Annotated in this window: 39 protein-coding genes; 35 read left to right on the top strand and 4 right to left on the bottom strand. The window is 32.8% G+C overall.

Annotation, left to right across the window (positions count from 1 at the left end; translation table 11 throughout):
- Positions 1-3: 3 nt before the first annotated feature.
- The 9 genes from Q9R36_RS07690 to Q9R36_RS07730 all read left to right on the top strand — a co-directional run bounded on the left by Q9R36_RS07690 (position 4) and on the right by Q9R36_RS07730 (position 2,254).
- Complete coding sequence (locus tag Q9R36_RS07690; protein ID WP_311224807.1) at positions 4-291, top strand: hypothetical protein; 288 nt, start codon at positions 4-6, stop codon at positions 289-291.
- Positions 292-324: 33 nt separating this feature from the next.
- Positions 325-651, top strand: a complete 327-nt coding sequence (locus Q9R36_RS07695; protein ID WP_311224808.1) for a hypothetical protein — start codon at positions 325-327, stop codon at positions 649-651.
- Between the two features lie 33 nt (positions 652-684).
- Entirely contained in the window at positions 685-894 is a 210-nt protein-coding gene (locus tag Q9R36_RS07700; protein WP_311224809.1) for a hypothetical protein, read from the top strand.
- A 29-nt stretch (positions 895-923) separates the two neighbouring features.
- The gene (locus Q9R36_RS07705; protein WP_311224810.1) at positions 924-1,079 is read left to right on the top strand and encodes a hypothetical protein; all 156 of its coding nucleotides are present in this window, start codon (positions 924-926) and stop codon (positions 1,077-1,079) included.
- A 64-nt stretch (positions 1,080-1,143) separates the two neighbouring features.
- Positions 1,144-1,347, top strand: coding sequence for a hypothetical protein (locus Q9R36_RS07710; RefSeq protein ID WP_311224811.1), 204 nt, complete (start codon positions 1,144-1,146; stop codon positions 1,345-1,347).
- The gene (locus Q9R36_RS07715; RefSeq protein WP_311224812.1) at positions 1,348-1,473 is read left to right on the top strand and encodes a hypothetical protein; all 126 of its coding nucleotides are present in this window, start codon (positions 1,348-1,350) and stop codon (positions 1,471-1,473) included.
- A 57-nt stretch (positions 1,474-1,530) separates the two neighbouring features.
- On the top strand, positions 1,531-1,728 hold the full coding sequence (locus Q9R36_RS07720) for a hypothetical protein (RefSeq protein WP_311224813.1): 198 nt from the start codon (positions 1,531-1,533) through the stop codon (positions 1,726-1,728).
- Positions 1,729-1,764: 36 nt separating this feature from the next.
- The gene (locus tag Q9R36_RS07725) at positions 1,765-2,085 is read left to right on the top strand and encodes a helix-turn-helix domain-containing protein (RefSeq protein ID WP_311224814.1); all 321 of its coding nucleotides are present in this window, start codon (positions 1,765-1,767) and stop codon (positions 2,083-2,085) included.
- Entirely contained in the window at positions 2,078-2,254 is a 177-nt protein-coding gene (locus Q9R36_RS07730; protein ID WP_311224815.1) for a hypothetical protein, read from the top strand. Before Q9R36_RS07725 ends, Q9R36_RS07730 begins: the two co-directional genes overlap by 8 nt.
- Before the next feature lie 43 nt (positions 2,255-2,297).
- Here Q9R36_RS07730 and Q9R36_RS07735 read toward each other — a convergent pair whose 3' ends face one another.
- A complete protein-coding gene (locus Q9R36_RS07735) occupies positions 2,298-2,459 on the bottom strand; it encodes a hypothetical protein (protein ID WP_311224816.1) in 162 nt (53 codons plus the stop codon).
- A 149-nt stretch (positions 2,460-2,608) separates the two neighbouring features.
- Here Q9R36_RS07735 and Q9R36_RS07740 point away from each other — a divergent pair, with 149 nt between their 5' ends.
- The 14 genes from Q9R36_RS07740 to Q9R36_RS07805 all read left to right on the top strand — a co-directional run bounded on the left by Q9R36_RS07740 (position 2,609) and on the right by Q9R36_RS07805 (position 9,376).
- The gene (locus tag Q9R36_RS07740) at positions 2,609-3,298 is read left to right on the top strand and encodes a helix-turn-helix domain-containing protein (RefSeq protein ID WP_311224817.1); all 690 of its coding nucleotides are present in this window, start codon (positions 2,609-2,611) and stop codon (positions 3,296-3,298) included.
- A 48-nt stretch (positions 3,299-3,346) separates the two neighbouring features.
- Positions 3,347-3,667 (top strand): type II toxin-antitoxin system HicB family antitoxin, encoded by a 321-nt coding sequence (locus Q9R36_RS07745; protein ID WP_311224818.1) that lies wholly within the window; start codon positions 3,347-3,349, stop codon positions 3,665-3,667.
- Between the two features lie 39 nt (positions 3,668-3,706).
- Positions 3,707-3,853, top strand: coding sequence for a hypothetical protein (locus Q9R36_RS07750; RefSeq protein WP_311224819.1), 147 nt, complete (start codon positions 3,707-3,709; stop codon positions 3,851-3,853).
- 4 nt (positions 3,854-3,857) lie between these two features.
- Positions 3,858-4,289 carry a helix-turn-helix domain-containing protein gene (locus Q9R36_RS07755; protein WP_311224820.1) on the top strand — a complete coding sequence of 144 codons (432 nt, stop codon included), beginning with the start codon at positions 3,858-3,860 and terminating at the stop codon, positions 4,287-4,289.
- Positions 4,290-4,640: 351 nt separating this feature from the next.
- Positions 4,641-5,786, top strand: a complete 1,146-nt coding sequence (locus Q9R36_RS07760) for an AimR family lysis-lysogeny pheromone receptor (protein WP_311224821.1) — start codon at positions 4,641-4,643, stop codon at positions 5,784-5,786.
- Positions 5,787-5,814: 28 nt separating this feature from the next.
- Entirely contained in the window at positions 5,815-5,961 is a 147-nt protein-coding gene (locus Q9R36_RS07765; RefSeq protein ID WP_311224822.1) for a hypothetical protein, read from the top strand.
- A 141-nt stretch (positions 5,962-6,102) separates the two neighbouring features.
- Entirely contained in the window at positions 6,103-6,309 is a 207-nt protein-coding gene (locus tag Q9R36_RS07770) for a hypothetical protein (protein ID WP_311224823.1), read from the top strand.
- A gap of 340 nt (positions 6,310-6,649) precedes the next feature.
- Positions 6,650-6,826 carry a hypothetical protein gene (locus tag Q9R36_RS07775; RefSeq protein ID WP_253617694.1) on the top strand — a complete coding sequence of 59 codons (177 nt, stop codon included), beginning with the start codon at positions 6,650-6,652 and terminating at the stop codon, positions 6,824-6,826.
- Positions 6,827-6,858: 32 nt separating this feature from the next.
- Positions 6,859-7,602: a tRNA(His) guanylyltransferase Thg1 family protein gene (locus tag Q9R36_RS07780; RefSeq protein ID WP_396137105.1), complete on the top strand. Its 744-nt coding sequence runs from the start codon at positions 6,859-6,861 to the stop codon at positions 7,600-7,602.
- Positions 7,599-8,051 (top strand): macro domain-containing protein, encoded by a 453-nt coding sequence (locus Q9R36_RS07785; protein WP_311224824.1) that lies wholly within the window; start codon positions 7,599-7,601, stop codon positions 8,049-8,051. Before Q9R36_RS07780 ends, Q9R36_RS07785 begins: the two co-directional genes overlap by 4 nt.
- 36 nt (positions 8,052-8,087) lie before the next feature.
- On the top strand, positions 8,088-8,348 hold the full coding sequence (locus Q9R36_RS07790) for a hypothetical protein (protein WP_311224825.1): 261 nt from the start codon (positions 8,088-8,090) through the stop codon (positions 8,346-8,348).
- A gap of 30 nt (positions 8,349-8,378) precedes the next feature.
- Entirely contained in the window at positions 8,379-8,840 is a 462-nt protein-coding gene (locus Q9R36_RS07795; RefSeq protein ID WP_311224826.1) for a hypothetical protein, read from the top strand.
- Positions 8,841-8,978: 138 nt separating this feature from the next.
- A complete protein-coding gene (locus Q9R36_RS07800) occupies positions 8,979-9,200 on the top strand; it encodes a helix-turn-helix transcriptional regulator (RefSeq protein ID WP_311224827.1) in 222 nt (73 codons plus the stop codon).
- A complete protein-coding gene (locus tag Q9R36_RS07805) occupies positions 9,200-9,376 on the top strand; it encodes a hypothetical protein (protein WP_311224828.1) in 177 nt (58 codons plus the stop codon). The genes Q9R36_RS07800 and Q9R36_RS07805 overlap by 1 nt, the downstream gene beginning before the upstream one ends.
- A gap of 2 nt (positions 9,377-9,378) precedes the next feature.
- On the opposite strand, the gene Q9R36_RS07810 is transcribed toward Q9R36_RS07805, so the two are convergent.
- A complete protein-coding gene (locus Q9R36_RS07810; RefSeq protein WP_129612450.1) occupies positions 9,379-9,717 on the bottom strand; it encodes a helix-turn-helix domain-containing protein in 339 nt (112 codons plus the stop codon).
- A gap of 77 nt (positions 9,718-9,794) precedes the next feature.
- Between Q9R36_RS07810 and Q9R36_RS07815 the strand changes: the two genes are divergently transcribed.
- The 8 genes from Q9R36_RS07815 to Q9R36_RS07845 all read left to right on the top strand — a co-directional run bounded on the left by Q9R36_RS07815 (position 9,795) and on the right by Q9R36_RS07845 (position 11,900).
- Positions 9,795-9,992, top strand: coding sequence for a hypothetical protein (locus tag Q9R36_RS07815; RefSeq protein ID WP_311224829.1), 198 nt, complete (start codon positions 9,795-9,797; stop codon positions 9,990-9,992).
- A 25-nt stretch (positions 9,993-10,017) separates the two neighbouring features.
- Positions 10,018-10,206 carry a hypothetical protein gene (locus Q9R36_RS07820; RefSeq protein WP_311224830.1) on the top strand — a complete coding sequence of 63 codons (189 nt, stop codon included), beginning with the start codon at positions 10,018-10,020 and terminating at the stop codon, positions 10,204-10,206.
- 162 nt (positions 10,207-10,368) lie between these two features.
- Positions 10,369-10,692, top strand: coding sequence for a DUF3920 family protein (locus Q9R36_RS26120; protein ID WP_396137109.1), 324 nt, complete (start codon positions 10,369-10,371; stop codon positions 10,690-10,692).
- A 30-nt stretch (positions 10,693-10,722) separates the two neighbouring features.
- Entirely contained in the window at positions 10,723-10,914 is a 192-nt protein-coding gene (locus Q9R36_RS07825; RefSeq protein WP_311224831.1) for a hypothetical protein, read from the top strand.
- Positions 10,911-11,102: a hypothetical protein gene (locus tag Q9R36_RS07830; protein ID WP_311224832.1), complete on the top strand. Its 192-nt coding sequence runs from the start codon at positions 10,911-10,913 to the stop codon at positions 11,100-11,102. The genes Q9R36_RS07825 and Q9R36_RS07830 overlap by 4 nt, the downstream gene beginning before the upstream one ends.
- On the top strand, positions 11,099-11,296 hold the full coding sequence (locus Q9R36_RS07835) for a hypothetical protein (protein WP_311224833.1): 198 nt from the start codon (positions 11,099-11,101) through the stop codon (positions 11,294-11,296). Before Q9R36_RS07830 ends, Q9R36_RS07835 begins: the two co-directional genes overlap by 4 nt.
- Before the next feature lie 38 nt (positions 11,297-11,334).
- The gene (locus tag Q9R36_RS07840) at positions 11,335-11,694 is read left to right on the top strand and encodes a hypothetical protein (RefSeq protein ID WP_311224834.1); all 360 of its coding nucleotides are present in this window, start codon (positions 11,335-11,337) and stop codon (positions 11,692-11,694) included.
- Between the two features lie 50 nt (positions 11,695-11,744).
- Positions 11,745-11,900 carry a hypothetical protein gene (locus tag Q9R36_RS07845; RefSeq protein WP_311224835.1) on the top strand — a complete coding sequence of 52 codons (156 nt, stop codon included), beginning with the start codon at positions 11,745-11,747 and terminating at the stop codon, positions 11,898-11,900.
- 774 nt (positions 11,901-12,674) lie between these two features.
- Here the strand turns inward: Q9R36_RS07845 and Q9R36_RS07850 are convergent.
- Together Q9R36_RS07850 and Q9R36_RS07855 are read right to left on the bottom strand one after the other, a co-directional pair.
- Positions 12,675-12,896 (bottom strand): hypothetical protein, encoded by a 222-nt coding sequence (locus tag Q9R36_RS07850; RefSeq protein ID WP_311224836.1) that lies wholly within the window; start codon positions 12,894-12,896, stop codon positions 12,675-12,677.
- Positions 12,897-13,025: 129 nt separating this feature from the next.
- Positions 13,026-13,850: an ATP-dependent DNA ligase gene (locus Q9R36_RS07855; protein WP_311224837.1), complete on the bottom strand. Its 825-nt coding sequence runs from the start codon at positions 13,848-13,850 to the stop codon at positions 13,026-13,028.
- 269 nt (positions 13,851-14,119) lie between these two features.
- On the opposite strand from Q9R36_RS07855, the gene Q9R36_RS07860 reads away from it, so the two are divergent.
- The 4 genes from Q9R36_RS07860 (at position 14,120) to Q9R36_RS07875 (ending at position 18,211) form a co-directional block, all read left to right on the top strand.
- Positions 14,120-14,281 carry a hypothetical protein gene (locus tag Q9R36_RS07860; protein WP_311224838.1) on the top strand — a complete coding sequence of 54 codons (162 nt, stop codon included), beginning with the start codon at positions 14,120-14,122 and terminating at the stop codon, positions 14,279-14,281.
- On the top strand, positions 14,271-15,302 hold the full coding sequence (locus Q9R36_RS07865; protein WP_311224839.1) for a tyrosine-type recombinase/integrase: 1,032 nt from the start codon (positions 14,271-14,273) through the stop codon (positions 15,300-15,302). Before Q9R36_RS07860 ends, Q9R36_RS07865 begins: the two co-directional genes overlap by 11 nt.
- Before the next feature lie 19 nt (positions 15,303-15,321).
- The gene (locus tag Q9R36_RS07870; RefSeq protein ID WP_311224840.1) at positions 15,322-16,794 is read left to right on the top strand and encodes a zinc-ribbon domain-containing protein; all 1,473 of its coding nucleotides are present in this window, start codon (positions 15,322-15,324) and stop codon (positions 16,792-16,794) included.
- An 85-nt stretch (positions 16,795-16,879) separates the two neighbouring features.
- Positions 16,880-18,211, top strand: coding sequence for a DNA sulfur modification protein DndB (locus tag Q9R36_RS07875; RefSeq protein ID WP_311224841.1), 1,332 nt, complete (start codon positions 16,880-16,882; stop codon positions 18,209-18,211).
- Positions 18,212-18,216: the final 5 nt, after the last annotated feature.

Raw genomic sequence — 18,216 nt, forward strand, 5'->3', positions numbered from 1 at the left:
AACATGAAACAACGGATAACGGAATTGGAATCTCAATTAGATCATGAGAGGGCAATAGTGAAGTTTCAAAATAAGGCTATGGCACTTTTCAATAGTATGAACACAATTCAAACAGATTCACTTCGAGCAATTCTAGAAATTATTAAAGAGAAAACTGAACAGCAATACTCTTTAACATCAAGAGAACAAAATGTGGAGATATTCGATTTACTATCTAAATTGCACTTATCGTTACCGGATGAGCAAAAATTAAATGAAATTAATGAAGAATTAAGAGAGATGTATTCCTAATGGCATACAATTAAAAGGAGTTGGGGGTAGGTGTTGGAGTTTAGAGAATCTTTCGAACTAAAATCAGAGCATTTAAAGCTTTTGCAAAATATGTATGTAGGCTGGAGAGATATTGAAACAGGAGCACCTCGAATTGATCCCAAAAGACCTTATGGGAATAGTGATGTTATACAAGACATCCATTTTATTTTAACTGGGAGTCATTTGGAAGAGCAAAGCATTCATAGTCTAGAGGAGCATTATATGACGCTGCATAGAGAAATGGAAACTGTTTTGCAAATTGTTTTACACACTATGTCTTTTGAAACAGGGAAATATTGCAAAGAAGGTTTTGGAAAAGATTGGGTAAAATACAATTGAAATAATCATTTTATATAGAAAGGAGTAGAGATCATGAAATTTACTGTTAAATCTGATGAAGAGTTTTTCAATAAATTCAGCGAGATACAGACAAAAATTAAGTCAATCTCCAGTACTTTTCAGAACGGGGATACAGAACTATCGGCAGAAGAATTGGGTAATTTTAATCTTTTATGCAATGAAACTAAGCAGGAATTCACGCAACTGCTAAAGGAAGCAAGGAATAGAATTACTACTAAATAAAAGAATCGTTTGATAGGGAGTGATTAAAAATGAATGAAATTTGCTTTAATGGAACAGGGAAAATAGATGGAAAAGAATTGTCATTATCTTTTAAAGGCAACGAAGTAACTTTTGACCAATCGGACAAAAATAATCCAAAATTAATAATTAAACTTTTACCAAATAAAGAAAATAATACTTGGTAAGAACTGGAAAGCGATTCTACAATTATCAAGTAAGGAAAATAAGTACATTTGAAAGGTGATGAATATGAAAAAGAAAAAAGATGAAAGAGATATTGGCTTCATTCAAGGTGTCGCATATGCTGCTGGGCTTGTTGCTAGATATGGGAGTGATTCGGAGCAGATTATAAAGGAATCTGGAATAACTGAAAAAGAATTAAGAGAAAACTGTGACGATTACGATTTGAGAAATATCGGATTAATAAGTGACGAAGATGAGGACGTAATTTAAATGAAAGAGATAAAAGAACAAATAAAACAAGCTTTAAAAGAAGTAAGGTTAATGAGCGAAGGTAGGTTGCCGAAGAAAACTGCTAGAGAATTTTTAAAAGAGAGACGAGGACATTCTGAAAAATAAGCAGTATCATAATTGAAAAATGCAATATAATTTTAGTTTTAAATGGAGGAGGCAGTCATGAAAGGTTATTTCACTATTGATCAAGACAAGGAATTTTGTAATAGAGTTTTCAAGGCTGGCGAAAAATATTACATCATAAAAGAAACAAAAGGTCACATAATAGTTAAATCGGAAAACTCTGAGGAACAGATGATGACTAAGCTTTGGCTTCAAAAAGGGATGTTTAACTTTTTAACCTTTCATAAAGAAGAGTGAGTAAATTATTTGATTTACCGGAATTGAGATGATGAAATGAAAAACATCGGACTAATGATTAAAGATCAGCGTATTAAATTAGGCTTATCACAGACTGAATTAGCCGATAAACTTGGAGTAACTAAAAGTTTCATGTCTAAATTAGAAAGTGGTAAGAAACCTATAAGCCTTAAGAGATTGACTGAGTTAGGTTCAATATTGGAAATAGATGTGTTTGAAAGCATTGAGCAGGATAATGAGCGTTATAGTAAGTGGCAAGTAGTCATTGATATGTTTGAAGCTCAGGATTTAGAGCCAGAAGATGTATTGCTGCTTGAGGCATTTATTAAGAAGGTAAAGGGGGAAAACTTTGGATAAGTTAGTGAAATTCGTATTCTTCCCTATTGTTGTTCTAATATCAGTTTACTTATTGTGGGATGTCTATTTATTCTATGCTATCTTAATACTTGCAGCTTACGTTCTCTATCCTGTTGTATGGTTAGTTGATAAAATAAAGGACTTTGCTGAAGGAAAGCATTTAGATTAAATTACCTGCTCTAAGCCGCAACTTAAAGCAGGTACATATTCTACTATTCTTCTATCTTATCAATAACCTCATGAAATACTTCACGATATATAGTTTCACCAGCAGGAGTAGTAATCATAAGCTTTAATCCAACAGCAGTTTCTAAGTTGTCCATTAAATCAGCAGATCCGAATACTTGCAGTAACAAACCTTTTAGTTCATCCATTAATTGCAATCTTCCTTCCGGGTATAATAAAATACAAATATGGTTCATAACTTGGTACGTTATGGAATCATTATAACTACATATTGGAAATAATACAACTACGAATTGTGTTTTATTAGTCGCCCGTTTTGGGTTAGTGGAGGATTGGGATGGAAGTTCTAGCTAAGAGGCTTAAGTGGTTGCGTGAAAAAGAGAGATACTCGCAAAAAGATATTGCTGAAAAAATAGGAATGAGTACTGGTGGCTACCAAAAGATCGAGCAGTCCCAAAGAGATCCCAAGCTAGATGTATTGGTGATCCTGTGCGATTTCTTTAATGTAAGTGCTGACTTTCTTCTAGGGAGAAGTAACATAGTGAAAGAAGTCGAGAATCTAGAAGAGAAAATTAGTCTGTATTCTACTGTACTGACTGAACAAAAGCTAGAGATGACTGATATCTTTAATTTAGTAAATGTAGTCAGAGAAAAAGTACTGAATACTGCAAAAGAAAAAGGATTTGAACACCCTGATACAATTAAGGTCTCAAATAATTTAGATGAAATATTATCAAATGTGGATGAAATCCAATCAAGAAAAGACTCTTTGGAAAGAGAAATTGCAGATACTGTTTATGACTATATTGTGACCATTGATTCAATGCCTTTTGGTAATTTTCAGGATGATTATGTAATTGAGCCTTATAAGCCATTCACCACTGAGATACAAAACTCACTTGGAGAATCTGCAGTTGCCCTATTTGGTAAGGATATAGGCTTCTTAGGGTACTATGGCACGTTTAGAACTAAAGAGGCTGCTGAAAAGGAAAGCGAAAGAATTCTTGCTAAATTGAACAGTAATTAAAATAGTGATTTCATATTGAAAATTTTTAGGTAAAGAAAGAGTGTGAAAATGACTAATTTGAAGGATTATCCTTATAAAATCACATTGAAGAAATGGAATGGTCAAGACGGAAAATATTTTATTGCAAAAGTTCCAGAGTTGCAAGGTTGTATTTCTGACGGTGTAACGATAAAGGAAGCAATAAGAAATATTAAAGAAGCAATGATTGGCTATATCGAAGTAAAACTTGAATTTGAGGATGAGCTTCCTAAGCCTCTAAATACTGATCTGATTGTGGAAATTCAAGGTGAATACAGTGATGAAGAAAAACAGGAATGTTTTGCTGCAGTTAGAAAAATGAAAGCAATGCTTAGGGAAATAGATCATTGAGTAAATACTGTTTTGAGATAAGTGAGGTAACTCAAAAACATGAATACTTATTACGTAAAAATATATAACGGTTATCACTGCATTTACGATGAAGTCATGATGGCTGCCAGTAAGAATGATGTATTAAGGAGCTTGCTGGCAGGGCAGGTATTGGATACATACACTAAGATTGTAATTGAGGAATGATATTGTGCATATTGGAATAAGGTTAAGTAAGGCAAGAATAATAAAAGGGATATCAGTTACTCAATTGGCAATTAAGTTAAAGGTAACACCAGACTTCATAAGAAAAATTGAAGACGGAAGAATTGATCCTACCTTCGGGACAGTAAATAGATTTATGACAGCTTTACATGTCGATTTTGAAGACTTATTTAGCCTCAACCCTTCAGAAGAAAAGATGAAAACTGTACATATGAAAGTTGAGATGGATAATTATTTCAAGCAACTCGATAATTTGATCAGAAATGTAGAGGGCATAGTTGAGGAAACTAAGAAAGAAGAACCCGAATTAGATATTAATAAGTTGCAGGAGTATATAAGTTATCATTCTAATCTTAAATACTTCCAAGGATACCTAGAGGGGCTGCACAAAGCTTATAATACTAAGACGAATAAATAATCTGGAAAAGTTTTCTTTTCCGGTTGCCAAAATAAAATAAATAGATATAATAAGAAAGGTGAGAGGGAACGATGAAAGAATACATAATTTTTGGGACTATTGAATTTGCAGATCAGTTTGACAAGAGGAAAAAGGTCAATGAGTTAAAGAATGAGTTTGGTCAAAATCTGCGATATTGGGTAGATAATCAGCTTATTTCTTACGAATCCTCTGTATTTCAGTATTAGGTATTATTCTAGGCATATGAGCATCTAAAGAAAAAATAATTTAATAAACATATAGACAAACACCCAGAAAGATGGTAAATTTATATTAACAAGAAATTTACAAATCTGTAAAAGGGTGAGGGAAATGGAAGAACAAAAAGGGCTAAGACAAATGTTGATCAATCGTCTGGAATCTGAAAGAGGGCTGCCAACAAAAATGGCTAAGTTAGCTGGTTACTCAAGCAGCGGTGCATTAATGAAAGTTCTTCGTAAGGTCGATGGTGACATTGAGAAGTTTGATGGCTTTGTTCGCATTGTTCATGAGTTATTCCCTGAAGATAAATTTGATCTAATGTTTGAGTTTGCTAAATCCCTTAACCCTAACAGAATGACAGCTAGATTTATGATAGAATATGCAGCACTTTATGGACTTAGAGATATGAAGATAGAGTTAATTAACAAGTTGGCGGATTCGGATAATGATGAAAGTAAGGATTGGGCTTTTGTCTACAATATAGATCACAAGCTGATTGTAGAAGAAATTGGTGGGTTTGAGGCTATAAACCAACTTTCACAAAGGAAGTATGTGAGTCCAGAAATGAAAGTGTATGGTAAAATCGTTCAATTTTATAGTTTCTATGATATGAGAAACATTAATATGATGACTACTTTGTATAATGATATTCAAGTGGACATTGAAGATATTAAAAATAATTTTACTAAGAGTTCTTACTACACACGGTTAATGTTAATTGAAACAAGCGTAGATCTGCATAGTGAAACAATTTCAAGAGTTAAAGAGAAATTATTCTTCGTGGATGCCTGTTTAGATCCACTTAAAGCTTATGCTTATTTGCAAATAGGTAACTCATACATGATGACAAACTATGAGAAAGCAAGAGACCTATTTTTGAGAGCGATGGAGTGCTCTTCAGAGAGTACGAAAGTCCAAATTAAAAGGAGTTTCAACTTCTTGTCGATCTTATGGGACAAATTTGACGAATATGAGTCTGATGGTTCTCTAAGCAACGAATTGTTTTTTCAAGCCAAACAAGGACTGAAGGATTTAGCAATTGAAACTTTAAATAAGATTGATATTGAAGCACTAAGCGATCAAGAAAAAGGATTCAATTATTATTACCAAGGAATTTTATTTAGTGATACAAATATGTTTTATCAATCTATTAAGTACTTTAATCAGTGTGGAGAAAAGTTTTACAAACAACTTCCACTTACAGAGTTGGAATCTAGAGGGGTTAACAAATTTATTCTAGAAGCCCTAAGTGCATAAAATATATGCTTGAAAGGAGGTGAAATACATGAAAAAGATCGTTTTAAAAATTACTCTAGCTGTTGCTTTGGTAGCAGGTGTTGCTGGTGCAGTTTCTGCTCCTAACGCAGTTGATACAGCGGCTGAAGTTAAGCCTATGGTTGATCCGGGTGGCGGAGTTAGACCACCAAGCTAGGATTTAAAAACAAAATAGCAATACATACTTTTAAAGGGTGTCCGTGGTTAATTCCACTGGATGCCCTTTAATAGTTTAAAGAAAAGATTCCAACTTTGGGATAAGCCAAAATTGGAACTAAAATTAGGGAGGAACACTAAAATGAAAAAATCAAATGAAGTTTACTCACTTTCTCGCCTTCAATATGCTTACCTGCCTGTTACCCTCAAATACGAAGCTAAAGAAGAACAATGCTGCTTATGCTGGAAGACACTTTGTAAATGTGATCATGATTTAGCTTCAGACTCCTTCATTAACCTCACAGAGCCAGATACAAACTACACTGAAGAAGAGCTACAATATGCGTGAATTATATAGTCATAGGCAGGTACTATTAGAAAACAATCTAACACCTGCTTATTTAACTATATATTTTTAAAATAAAACAATTAAATACTTTACATTGAGACTAAGTGCTTATATAATAAGAAATATAAGATAACTGTTTTAGTCAAGGAGGCTGTCTCAATGTCAAGTAAACTTGTATCATTAAAATATAAGAAGATGGAAAAACAATATCGTGAGTTCTATTCTAACCCAGTCTATTTCAATTACAGCTTGAAATTGTGCGGTTCAGCCCCTAAATCACCTGTGGAAATTAAAAAGCAACTTAAAACAAGTTAATTGAATGTAAAGGAGGTGAATAAAAGTGAGTGTATTCGATATTAATGGGCAAATAGAAGTTAATGTTGATCTAACACACGAGGAATTTGTTAAGCTGCTTTTTAAGGCTCTGAAGAAGGAAGGACTGCATTTTAAAGGTGTAAGTTCAGAACAAGTAAAAGTCATCACTGAGGATACATATAAAGCTTTAGAAGTCGTATAAATTCATACACTTATCGTGAAAGGGAGATAATTATGGGAAACTTCGGGGATAGAATGAAAGTTTATGAGAATTCGTACAGGATCAATTTACCGAAAAGGATGCCAGTAATACTAAGGATTGACGGAACACACTTTCATACATATACACGAGGAATGAGCAAACCTTTTGATGAAGATTTGGTTAATGCATTCTGGGAAACATGTACATATTTAGCTGAAAACATTATGGGCTGTAAAGTTGTATATCATCAATCTGATGAGATTAGCCTTTTACTGACTAACTATGACAAATTAACAACACAATCATGGTTTGATAATAACCTGCAGAAGCTTGTTTCTGTTTCTGCATCTATGGCTACTGCAAAGTTTAATGAAGTGATGAGAAAGAAATATCCAGATAAACAACTTGCAACCTTTGATAGTAGAGCTTGGGTAATACCTCATGATGAAGTATGTAATTACTTCTTATGGAGGCAGCAAGATGCAACTAAGAACAGTATTTCTATGGTAGCTCAGGCGAACTTCTCGCATAAAGAACTTCAAGGCTTAAATGGCAAGCAAATGCAAGATAAACTAATGCTTGAAAAAGGTGTTAATTGGAATGACACTCCGATATGGCAGAAGCGTGGAGTGTGTGTAGTGAAGAAATATTACGATAAGAATGGTTCACTGAGGAGTAAGTGGGAAGTTGATCATGAGACTCCTATATTTTCTCAGGATAGAGAATACATTGAGAAGTACGTTTATTTAAAAGAGGTAAAGGAGCTACAAATATGATTAGAATGCTTGAAGGAAATATTCTAAATGCACCAGAGAACATTATTGGTCATCAGGTAAACTGTCAGGGAGTCATGGGAGCAGGTCTTGCTATACAGATCAGGAGTAAGTATCCAGAAGTCTATACAAATTATAAAGAATTTGTAGCTGAATACAGAAACAAACTTTTGCTAGGCAAGATGCAACTGGTCACTTGTGGTGAAAATAAATGGGTAGCTAATTTGTTTGGTCAGTTTAGCTATGGCAGAAGAAAGCCTGTGTACACTCATTATGGAGCTTTAGAGGATGCACTTAGAGATCTTAAAAACTTTGCTAAAGAACATGGTCTGTCTGTCGCACTTCCTTATGGCATTGGTTGTGGGCTTGCTGGCGGTGATTGGGAGGATGTTTACGCAATTATTGATGGAGTGTTTCACAATTATGAAGTAGTGCTTTATAAGTTCAATTGAAACAGAAATTCTATTGGAAAGGAGATGTATAATCAAATGAACAAGGTTACTCGCTATGTAGTTAGAATGAAGAACGGGGATTATTTAAGACAAGATTTTGATCATTTAAGGTTAGATACTGTTAGAATCTGGTCGGTAGATAATCCAATTGATTCCGATTTGTTCAGAAGTGAAAAAGAAGCAGAAAGACTTATTAAAGAAGTGCTATCTGGAAGCACAAACTTGCTGGTAATTTATCAAGATGACAATCCACCTGAACAAGTTGAAGAATTAGAGATTAATTTTACGAAGAAATGATCCTTTCATAGGACAAATAAGGAGGAGAACATGAAAGACACACTTGTGATATCTGGGTTTCCCGGAGTAGGTAAAAGCCATTTATATCAGACAAATGAAAAGCTGGCAGTATTGGATTCTGATAGCAGCAGATTTTCTTGGATCAACTTAGTTCGCAATCCCCAGTTTCCTGATAATTATATGAGACACATTAAGAACAATTTAGGGTTCGTAGATAATATATTAATCTCTTCTCATGATGTGGTCAGAAAAGCATTAAAAGAAAACAATTTAAATTACGTATTGGTCTATCCGTCAATAGATCTTAAAGAAGAATACATTGAAAGATATAAAAGTAGAGGTAGTAGCAAAGATTTCATTGAACATATTGAAAACAACTGGGAGAAATATATTTTAGAAATTGAAAAAGAAACTTTCCCTAAGCTACTAAGACTAGAAAGTGGTCAGTACTTAAAAGATGCACTTGAGGCACATTATTTAGGGTTGATATGAAAAGTAGATCTTATAGTGAATATAAAACAATTACATGTATTAATTGTGCTAGAGGTTTTATTGGCGACACTTTGACGAAAACAAAACGAGTTTGCTAGAAAATTAAACGACTTATATCATTAAAGTGAGGTGACTTTAATGAAAAGATTCAAGGTTAAGGGCTGCAGAATAAAGCAATTACTACACAAGAACTACAAGACTCAAAGACAAATGGCAGAAGACTTAGGATACTCAGTAACCTTTATTAATGACAAAGCTAATTTTAGAGGTACACTGCGGCTAGATCATGCCCAAACAATAGCTAAATACTTGAAGTGCAATATTGAAGATTTATATGAGTGGGAAGAGGAGGGCTATTAATGAGTATAAATCCAACAACAAAAGCAATTCAATTAATAGAATCAAATCAATTAGACTCATTAGAAGTATACAAACTCATGCAGCAGGATCTTAATTTGTACAATTTATTCTACTTTATTGGGGATAGGGTTAGGTACAATAAGGACGAATATTTTAGGCTAAAAAATAATGGGTAAGATTATCGCATCTCACCCATTATTCTCAGGATTAAGTCAAGTTGGTCTTCAGATAACCTTCTTGCTTTATTAATCAATTCATTTTCTTTAGGAGTTAGGTTCTTTGAAGTGTCATTAGAGGTATTTACATAGCCAGCAAGTCTCATAAGTTCATCATAGGATGTGTTTGAAAGATGCTGTGAGATAAGCTTAAGTGTTTCAGGATCTGGTTTTTGTGAATTGTTTTCTATTCGAGAAATGGTGGCATTAGAAACTCCAACTTTATTTGCTAGTTGTCGAGCACTTTTGTAGCCACTTGATGTACGAATAATTTTAAATGATTCACCAAAAGTAATTGTCATATTTATCACCAAGTATATTTTAACACAATAAATTCAAATCAAAGAACGAACTTATCTGGAAAAAGGGGGAAGTCAATATGAATGAATGGATTATCAGTTATGAAAACGATGAGGCACTAAAAGAGATTAAGAAGACTGGAATTATATCTTTTGAGCCAAAGTTTGAGGAGTTGAAGTTTATCATAATGAAAACTTATCTAAGTCAAGAAACAATCTTGAAGATAGAGGGAGTTACAGAGTGTAGGGAGCAAAGAACTGGCACTGTATTTGTGTAAATAATGTACTCAAAGGAAGTGAGATATGACTGGATATTACGTTTTAGCAGCAGTAGATGGCAACATGATCTGTGCAATGCACAACAAAATATATCTAACTGAAGGAATGGCTAGAGGTGCTTTAAAATTGCTCTGCAGGTTCAATAAAAGGAAATATGAAACTTATGAGGTATGGGGAATATCTGACTTAACAAGGCTAAAACAAAGGAAGTGAGGTAAAGTGATCAGCAACTTTAACAAAGAGCTATACGAGTGCCTAGACCTTCTCCATCAGGACTACAGAGACACATGCGACATATATATTTTCTACAGTAAATTCGAGCTTTTAAGGTGGTCAATTGTAAATAGATTTACTGACTTTGCTCAAATTATAAAAGTGTTAAAAGGAAAGTCTCTAGGGTGTTATTTCTCAGAAAGTAAGATGATTCATCTTTACGTATTCAATCATAAATTTGATCAGAGATACCTAAAGCAATGCGTACTACATACTTTACTACATGAGTTAAGACACTGTTATCAGCATACAAAGAACACAAAGTATTGGAATATGAAACATACATATAAGGTTACAGATGAAGGCTATTCCACAGCTCCAATTGAAAAGGATGCAAACAAGTTTGCGAATAGAATGATGATTAAGCATAGAGATAAGTTTAGTGACTATCTAAATGTTTATCCAGATTGGGATGTTAAAGGTTAAACAAAATAATTAAATAAAGGAGAATATAGGGTGAATGTAGTAGATAAAAATTCAATATTACGCCAAATGACAGGTAGGATGGAATCATTGCAGCATATGATTGATCGTGATTTTGGAGGGAATTCTCACGATACTTTGATTAGGTATAGAGAGTTGAAGTATTGGAAGGAAGCCCTTGAACGTGGAGAATTTAACCTAAAAGTCTGGGGTGATGATGAATGAACCTAAATGAACTTGATAAAACTGATCTGGAAGCTCTTTTAGAACTAGTTGACCAAGACATTGAGAGTTGCATGAAGTTTAAAAAGATTGTAAGGCACGAGGAAATTAAGGATAAGCAAGATCATAAAATTAGGCAGTTGCATTTGTTGTCTGTAAAACTAAATAATCAATTGGGGAGATATGAATGATTTCATGGTTATTTAACAGATGCCAACATGACTTCAAAGAAGTAGACACCAGATCAATGTACATAGAAGGAGTTAAATTTAACGAGATACTTCTATACTGCCCTAAGTGTGATAAGAGCAAATGGACTGATGCTGATAATTGGAGGCTAAAGTTAATGATGGAGAGAATTAAAAGGGATTATAAGTCAATATAAATTCTTTATTTGATTGGAAATTAAGGAGGAATAAGAAAGTGGAATATATTATTGAAATATTAAAGTATGTTGCAGCCCTTCCATTGGTACTAATATTGGTTGCTTGGGTAGTACATATATTCATGGTTAAAGACCACTGTAAAGTAAGTGGAAAAGCAAGTTATAGAAATTTCAAAAGAGAATTTGCAAAACATAAATGGGAGATTAGAGAGTTTAAAGATTCACTTTTTAGTGATACTGGAGGCTATATACATGCTGATGTATTCAAATTTAATGACAAAGGAATGTATATGAAAGATCCAGTAAGTTATGTTCTTTGTAAATTACATATTCTCTTGGAGATTAAAAAATTGAATAAAGATGTCCGTTTTGATTGGAACAAAGAACAGTCAAAATAAATTCATGATTTATAGGAGAACTATTGACACTATTTTAAAGGAGGAAAATAATGCGACTAGATGATTTGCTTGAAGAATTGGTAAAGTACAAGGGTCAAGGTAGAGACGTTTTTGTTGATAAAGGGATGGTTTTCAGAGATATAAAAAGTGTGGAACCTGATAATGAAGATGACGAAGGTTCGCCAATTTATATAACCCACTACTGAACATTTCGAAAATGTAATTCACAATAAAAGAGGGATTTTAATCTAAAATAGATTGTGAAATTAGTTTAAAACCTTTATTTATCAACGTTTTTGAGAGGTTATATTTCACAAACTTTTTGTACATAATGAAATACATAGAAAATAATCTAAATGAGGTGATAAATTTGATAACTCCTCAGCCATACATAAACAGATTACAATATTTCATACAAACTAAATTAGAATGTGAATTACCAAAGGATCTGCTACATGATATCCAATGTGCAATGTTTGAATATGGGACTAAATGTAGTGAAGTTAGTGAAAAGGAAAAATTATATTGGAGACAACTAGCATTGAAAAAGAGTTGAATAAGAATTGCCTAACAACTACTCATATAGCTATTGTGAGTAGTTATTTTTGTGATTTCAACAATTGGCTATAAACTATAGAAGAATTTACAGAGTTTATTGTAGACAAAGTTTACAACTTTTATTAATATAAGTAGTAAGAAACATTCAAAAAAAATTGAGTGACTTTCTGAGGGTTCTCTATGCCTAGAAAGATAGATAAATATACCCTAATGTTTTCGTTCGTCAACAAATTAGTTGAATTAACACTAGAAAATAGATATACTCTAATTAATAACTTTTAGAATTTAATAGAATTAACTTTATTTAACATTTGTCTATTAGTGTATATTTTTTTTAAACTGGTTAGTAACCACCCAACCAACCTAAAGACATAAAAAAGAGCAGCTACCCCAATAGCCACTCTTTTATAGATTAGAATTTTTTATTCATTAGGAGCTTGGACACCATTAATGCTCTCGAATTGGATGATAACTTTCTTTCCAGAAGGTAAGGGGATGACGATTTCTTCTTCATCTTTAGGAAATAGGTTTCTGATCTCTGCTCCTACATCACTTACCTTCTGGTTAATTTCCTTTTCGTCCTTTCCCTCTTGGATAAACCGGAACAATGTGGTTACTCTGTATTCTGCTAAATCGCTTAACATATACAATCCTCCTATTATTTTTTAGCTATCCTAATGATAGTTATAGAATAATAGTATTTCCATTTACCTAATTTGTCAAATAATTTCTATTTTTAATCAATAATAAATAAGTAAATAAAAAGAACGGGCTTAATTAGCCCATTCCATAAATGACGGTATTCTCAGTAATCCCTTTTTGGTAAGGTTTCTGTACTTTACCTTGCACTTCAATTTAGGATCTAAATAAACATACTTCTCATTTTCCTCGGTTACATAGGTTTTATATTGCTGATAGAATTCCTTTCTTGCTGCAGGCTTAACGAATTCCAATACTCCAGCATACCTTCCGTCCTCAAATTGCATCAGAAGCCCGAATTCAGCCTTTCTTAGTCCTGTAATATAAACTGTCTCATATTGATAATTAATCACCTTAAGCCAATCATGTGATCGTTTATTAACCTGATATGTTGAATTGCTCCTCTTCTGCACTATACCTTCTAATCCATGCTGCTTAACCAATTCAAAATATGCCTCTGCATTTCCTTCAAGCCATTTAACTTTATTGAACTGACCAGTATCTTTTGGAATTATTTCTTCAAGTAATGCCTTCCGTTCAAGGAGAGGGAGATGAGTAACAGATTTATTTTTGAATTGTATTACATCAAATACAGAATAAGATACTTCATGAATTGATTTTTTGGATTGGAATTTCTCCATCATAGCCTCAAAGTCTGGCTTACCGTCTTGATCAGTAACAATTAATTCACCATCTAGGATAGTTCCATCTGGAACAGGTAGGTCAAGAAGCTCAGGGAATCTTGAAGTAATATCGTTGTTATGTCTGGAGTATATTTTAACTTTGTTATTTATCTTGGACAGAATCATTCTGATCCCATCAAGTTTAAGCTCAGTTATATATGAATCATCTTCAAAAGGATGATCAGATTTATGCAATAGCATAGGAGATACAAACATTTATAATTCACCTCATGTTAATTTTAATAAGAAAATGGGCTAATTTACATAGTGGGATATAGGGAATGTAGGAATTAATTGATAAATTCATCAATTTTAATGGTTAAATTTACATAAAAATACTTGAATTCTGATTCATTTTATATATAATAAAGGTATAGATAATTAAATAAAATAATTAAATGTAATTATTTTGGTTTATAGGGAGTAATAATAAGGTATACCTAGAGAGAAAAATACAAATATGGGACGGTAAAGGAGCGAGTATTATGTTACTTCAAGATACTTTGGGATGGGTAAGACGTAACTTGAAAAATATGAATGATATTGAGAAACAGAAAATGTTGAAAGAAGTTAAGCAAATGGAGTATGTGATTGAAAAGGAATTAAACAATATTAAACCTAAGGAGGCGAATCAGTATGTTGGCTGAAAATGTTGTGAGATTAAACAGTACACGAGTATATGATCAGATTGAAAAGTATTTAACCACACTGGGCTACAACAGTGAGCAAACTAAAGTAGCGTATAAACATGATATAGAATTGTTTTTTGGAATTATAAAGAAGAAAGAAATTGAGTATTTGACTGAAGAAGATGTTCAATTAACTTATGATGACTTTGAGGACTTTATTGAATATATGCATAGTAAGGTTGATAAGCAAGGGAATAGGGTGTACGTAAATAAAACGATCAATAGAAAAGTAGCATCTGTAAAGGGATTAATAAAATACTTAGCAGCTAAGAAATTAGTAAAGGATATATCATACTTACCACTAATTAAATCCCTTCCAGAAACTAAGAACCATCATGGAGTACTTGAAGCCTCTGAAGTATTTAGATTAGCTGAATTAGCATTAGAAGAAAGAAATAAAGGTGAGATAAAGCGCCTTTTAATCCTTTTTGGATTAGACACCTGTGTGAGAAAAGCAGCTCTCTTGAATTTAAAATGGACTGATTTCATTGAAAAAGAAGATGTAGTAATTGTTAAAGGTATAGATAAAGGAAATAAGGATTTTAGAGAAAGTATTTCAAAGGACTTCTATAGAGAGTTACTAACCATCAAAGGAGAATCAGATAGGGTATTTGAAATTGGAATTGATGCAGTAGATAAGATGTTTAAACGATTAGTTAAGAAAATGAATATACCGGAAGAAAGAAACATCGTATTCCATTCTATAAAAAAAGCTGGAGTTCAATTCAGATATCGAGTTACTGGTGACATCCTCGAAGCCCAGAGAGCAGCTAAACACTCCCGGTTAGATACAACAAGGATTTACCTTGAAGAAGAGGACTATGGTGCATTAGGAGCAGTCTCATCTAATGGTAAAGTTAATATGGATGGTTATAAGGAAGTAAGTCATGAGATATTATTGGCAGCGATTGGGAAGTTAAAAAAGGATCAGCAATTTATACTGAATATGAAGATTATGGAAGTATTAAAAGAAAAATAAAGCTATGGGAGGTGACTGGATGGCTATATTGGAGAATAAATTAATTGTTAAAGTGAATTCAGCTAATATTAAATATTTGTCAGAATTAGGATACAAGATACCAAAAAGCAATATTAAAGAAGGAATAGAAAAGTACCGCATGGGGATAGATTTGGAAATTAAAGTGGAAGATCTGTCAAGAGGAAGCCATTCACGTATTACTAAGATCTGTGATGATTGTGGCACACATACTGAGAATATTATGTATGCACATTTGATTAAGCAAAGAGAGCTAGGGGATGGAAAAGACAGATGTAAAGCTTGCTCAAGAAAAAAAGGTGAGCAAACAAAAAGAGAGACTGTTCCATATGAAAAAACCTTAGAACATTATGCTATGAGCAACGGAAGAGAATACTTAATAAAAGAGTTAAGTGAAAAAAACAATATATCACCTAGAAATCTTCACAGTTCTGCAAATTTAAAACTAATATGGGAATGCTTAAAGTGCGGGAGTGAGTATGAAAGCACGTTAAATAATAGGATTTTCACTAAAAGTAATTGTCCATACTGTGCTGGACAAAAAGTAAATGAAACAAATTGTTTGGCGAATAGAAGACCTGATATCATCAATATATTATATGATAAGACTGACGGGTATAAGTACACAGACAAAAGTGGGAAGAAAATTACATTTAAGTGCCCAGACTGTGGTTCATTAGATGAAAAAATAATAAAAAACGTAGTTAATGCTGGCTACTCTTGCACTAAATGTTCTGATGGATTTAGTTATCCAGAAAAATTCATGATTGAAGTATTAAATCAATTAAGTATAGAATATAAGACTCAAAAAGTGTTTGATTGGTCGCAAAACAAAAGATACGATTTTTATCTTCCTTCATTAAAATGCATTATAGAGACTCATGGTAGACAACATTATGATAATAGTTTTTATAGTTTCGGGAAAACATTGGAAGAAGAGCAAATGAATGATACTCTTAAAGAAGAATTAGCTAAAATAAATGGGATAGAAAGATACGTAGTTATTGATTGCAGAAATTCAGAAATCGACTGGATTAGAGGTAGCTTGTTAGCTAGTTCACTCAATGTGCTCTTAGATTTAATAGAAGTTGACTGGATTAAATGTGGATCGTATGCTTCTAATTCGCTTGTTAAAATCGTTTGTGATATTTACAATAATGGTGAAAGATCTACAGATATTATTTCTAAAATTGTGGGTTTAAATAGAGGTACGGTAGTACGATATTTAAAAACGGGAGTAGAATTAGGTTGGTGTAATTATGATTCTAAAAAATCAGTCAGAAAAGAATTTAATTGGGCTAAATCTAAGCCAATTATTCAATTAACAAAATGTAATCAGTTTATAAATGAGTGGAATAGTATTAGTGAAGCAGCAAGAGCACTCAAGATTCAAAGAACTGGTATAGGCATGGTATGCAGTGGAAAATTAAATTCATCAGGTGGATACAAATGGTTATATAAAACAAACGAATAAAGAACAAAAGGATTGCTAATTCGTTTACAAATAAAAAATAATATAATATAATTTCAATATGCGTATATAACTGTGAGGTGTTTAGATGAAACAAGATAGATCATTATTAGAACAAAATTTAATAAAACCTACATTAGAAATTAAACGAAAAAAGAGTGTTGTTAGGGACATTAAGAATTATTTGTCAGAAAACTATGCGATATTTGATGGTTCGGTACAATCTTGGATCAATAATCCTGCAGAAGAGTTAAAAGAAATTGACCCTAAGCTTCTTTTTCTGTTTGCAGAGCAGGTGTATAGTAAGACCGGAGACCAGAACATTAATATAGAGGAATTCTATACACCTGCAGAAATAAAAACAGCCAGACAATACTCAGGTAAGGTTTATTTAGAAGATGAAGTTCAATTTCCACTGGGTTTTAAACCTGCAATACAGCACGGTAGAGATGCTTGGACTACTAAAATTGATATTAATTTGTTAGTTAAGTTATTAAAAGGGAGAAAGCTTCATTGGAATCCTGAATCACAACGTGAAGCCACTTATAAGAAAGTTCAAGGTGAGATTGTAGAAGAGGCTACTCTGATCATGTCTAACGTTTTGGAAATGAAGAATTTATTGAAATCAGGTAAGCTAGTTAGTAGTCAGTTAACCTTAAACGCTTCTGTAGGGACTTCTGACTCAGATGAAGAAGTATCCTATGATGAAAATAGTTATGAATTATTTGTTAATCCGGGCGTCAAGATTGATATTATTGACGGATACCACCGTATCAAAGCATCGGAGCTAGCCCTATCTGAAAAGCCAGATATTCAGTTTGAATTTGATTTAAAAATTCTAAATCTGACAGTTGATCGTGCAGCTGCTTACTTAGCTCAAATATCCAAAGGTGAAAGAATGTCTGAAGTTAAGCGTAGAAGTATGGCTAAAGATTCTAATGTTGATGTCGTAATGGATGAGTTGAACTCTAAATCAGAACTAAGAGACAGAATTTCTAAAAAAGAAGGACTTACCACTAGTAGGAAAGAATTAGTAACATATCTAACTTTAGCAGATGCAATAGAAAAGAATTTTAAACTCAATGATAAGAAATCTCAATTTGATACTTCAGATTATTTAATTGAGTTTTTTGATACATTGATTTCATATTACGAAGACGAATTCACAAATAATTATTCTGAAACCAAAAAATCATCTCTAATGGCAGATAACAATATGTTTGCTGGATATGTTGTATTAGCTTCTAGAATGAAAGATAGCGATATAGAACCAAGAAAAGTTAGAAATTATATTAATGGTATTAATTTTAGTAAAGATAATCCTCAATGGACAGAGTTAGATGTGCTTGATGAAAAGGGAAGATTAACGAGGAATGCAAGAGCAGGAATTGAGAATTTCTTTACTGAAATCAAACTATAAACATG

The organism is Bacillus sp. AG4(2022) (assembly GCF_031844465.1).
Taxonomy (GTDB): Bacteria; Bacillota; Bacilli; order Bacillales; family Cytobacillaceae; genus Bacillus_AB; species Bacillus_AB infantis.

What these genes read in the sequence shown, in the direction of transcription:
- Q9R36_RS07690 (WP_311224807.1), top strand. Translation starts at nt 4, where the DNA reads ATGAAACAACGGATAACGGAATTGGAATCTCAATTAGATCATGAGAGG.
- Q9R36_RS07700 (WP_311224809.1), top strand. Translation starts at nt 685, where the DNA reads ATGAAATTTACTGTTAAATCTGATGAAGAGTTTTTCAATAAATTCAGC.
- Q9R36_RS07705 (WP_311224810.1), top strand. Translation starts at nt 924, where the DNA reads ATGAATGAAATTTGCTTTAATGGAACAGGGAAAATAGATGGAAAAGAA.
- Q9R36_RS07710 (WP_311224811.1), top strand. Translation starts at nt 1,144, where the DNA reads ATGAAAAAGAAAAAAGATGAAAGAGATATTGGCTTCATTCAAGGTGTC.
- Q9R36_RS07715 (WP_311224812.1), top strand. Translation starts at nt 1,348, where the DNA reads ATGAAAGAGATAAAAGAACAAATAAAACAAGCTTTAAAAGAAGTAAGG.
- Q9R36_RS07720 (WP_311224813.1), top strand. Translation starts at nt 1,531, where the DNA reads ATGAAAGGTTATTTCACTATTGATCAAGACAAGGAATTTTGTAATAGA.
- Q9R36_RS07725 (WP_311224814.1), top strand. Translation starts at nt 1,765, where the DNA reads ATGAAAAACATCGGACTAATGATTAAAGATCAGCGTATTAAATTAGGC.
- Q9R36_RS07735 (WP_311224816.1), bottom strand. Translation starts at nt 2,459, where the DNA reads ATGGATGAACTAAAAGGTTTGTTACTGCAAGTATTCGGATCTGCTGAT.
- Q9R36_RS07740 (WP_311224817.1), top strand. Translation starts at nt 2,609, where the DNA reads ATGGAAGTTCTAGCTAAGAGGCTTAAGTGGTTGCGTGAAAAAGAGAGA.
- Q9R36_RS07745 (WP_311224818.1), top strand. Translation starts at nt 3,347, where the DNA reads ATGACTAATTTGAAGGATTATCCTTATAAAATCACATTGAAGAAATGG.
- Q9R36_RS07750 (WP_311224819.1), top strand. Translation starts at nt 3,707, where the DNA reads ATGAATACTTATTACGTAAAAATATATAACGGTTATCACTGCATTTAC.
- Q9R36_RS07760 (WP_311224821.1), top strand. Translation starts at nt 4,641, where the DNA reads ATGGAAGAACAAAAAGGGCTAAGACAAATGTTGATCAATCGTCTGGAA.
- Q9R36_RS07765 (WP_311224822.1), top strand. Translation starts at nt 5,815, where the DNA reads ATGAAAAAGATCGTTTTAAAAATTACTCTAGCTGTTGCTTTGGTAGCA.
- Q9R36_RS07770 (WP_311224823.1), top strand. Translation starts at nt 6,103, where the DNA reads ATGAAAAAATCAAATGAAGTTTACTCACTTTCTCGCCTTCAATATGCT.
- Q9R36_RS07780 (WP_396137105.1), top strand. Translation starts at nt 6,859, where the DNA reads ATGGGAAACTTCGGGGATAGAATGAAAGTTTATGAGAATTCGTACAGG.
- Q9R36_RS07785 (WP_311224824.1), top strand. Translation starts at nt 7,599, where the DNA reads ATGATTAGAATGCTTGAAGGAAATATTCTAAATGCACCAGAGAACATT.
- Q9R36_RS07790 (WP_311224825.1), top strand. Translation starts at nt 8,088, where the DNA reads ATGAACAAGGTTACTCGCTATGTAGTTAGAATGAAGAACGGGGATTAT.
- Q9R36_RS07795 (WP_311224826.1), top strand. Translation starts at nt 8,379, where the DNA reads ATGAAAGACACACTTGTGATATCTGGGTTTCCCGGAGTAGGTAAAAGC.
- Q9R36_RS07800 (WP_311224827.1), top strand. Translation starts at nt 8,979, where the DNA reads ATGAAAAGATTCAAGGTTAAGGGCTGCAGAATAAAGCAATTACTACAC.
- Q9R36_RS07805 (WP_311224828.1), top strand. Translation starts at nt 9,200, where the DNA reads ATGAGTATAAATCCAACAACAAAAGCAATTCAATTAATAGAATCAAAT.
- Q9R36_RS07810 (WP_129612450.1), bottom strand. Translation starts at nt 9,717, where the DNA reads ATGACAATTACTTTTGGTGAATCATTTAAAATTATTCGTACATCAAGT.
- Q9R36_RS07815 (WP_311224829.1), top strand. Translation starts at nt 9,795, where the DNA reads ATGAATGAATGGATTATCAGTTATGAAAACGATGAGGCACTAAAAGAG.
- Q9R36_RS07820 (WP_311224830.1), top strand. Translation starts at nt 10,018, where the DNA reads ATGACTGGATATTACGTTTTAGCAGCAGTAGATGGCAACATGATCTGT.
- Q9R36_RS07830 (WP_311224832.1), top strand. Translation starts at nt 10,911, where the DNA reads ATGAACCTAAATGAACTTGATAAAACTGATCTGGAAGCTCTTTTAGAA.
- Q9R36_RS07835 (WP_311224833.1), top strand. Translation starts at nt 11,099, where the DNA reads ATGATTTCATGGTTATTTAACAGATGCCAACATGACTTCAAAGAAGTA.
- Q9R36_RS07845 (WP_311224835.1), top strand. Translation starts at nt 11,745, where the DNA reads ATGCGACTAGATGATTTGCTTGAAGAATTGGTAAAGTACAAGGGTCAA.
- Q9R36_RS07850 (WP_311224836.1), bottom strand. Translation starts at nt 12,896, where the DNA reads ATGTTAAGCGATTTAGCAGAATACAGAGTAACCACATTGTTCCGGTTT.
- Q9R36_RS07855 (WP_311224837.1), bottom strand. Translation starts at nt 13,850, where the DNA reads ATGTTTGTATCTCCTATGCTATTGCATAAATCTGATCATCCTTTTGAA.
- Q9R36_RS07860 (WP_311224838.1), top strand. Translation starts at nt 14,120, where the DNA reads ATGTTACTTCAAGATACTTTGGGATGGGTAAGACGTAACTTGAAAAAT.
- Q9R36_RS07865 (WP_311224839.1), top strand. Translation starts at nt 14,271, where the DNA reads ATGTTGGCTGAAAATGTTGTGAGATTAAACAGTACACGAGTATATGAT.
- Q9R36_RS07870 (WP_311224840.1), top strand. Translation starts at nt 15,322, where the DNA reads ATGGCTATATTGGAGAATAAATTAATTGTTAAAGTGAATTCAGCTAAT.
- Q9R36_RS07875 (WP_311224841.1), top strand. Translation starts at nt 16,880, where the DNA reads ATGAAACAAGATAGATCATTATTAGAACAAAATTTAATAAAACCTACA.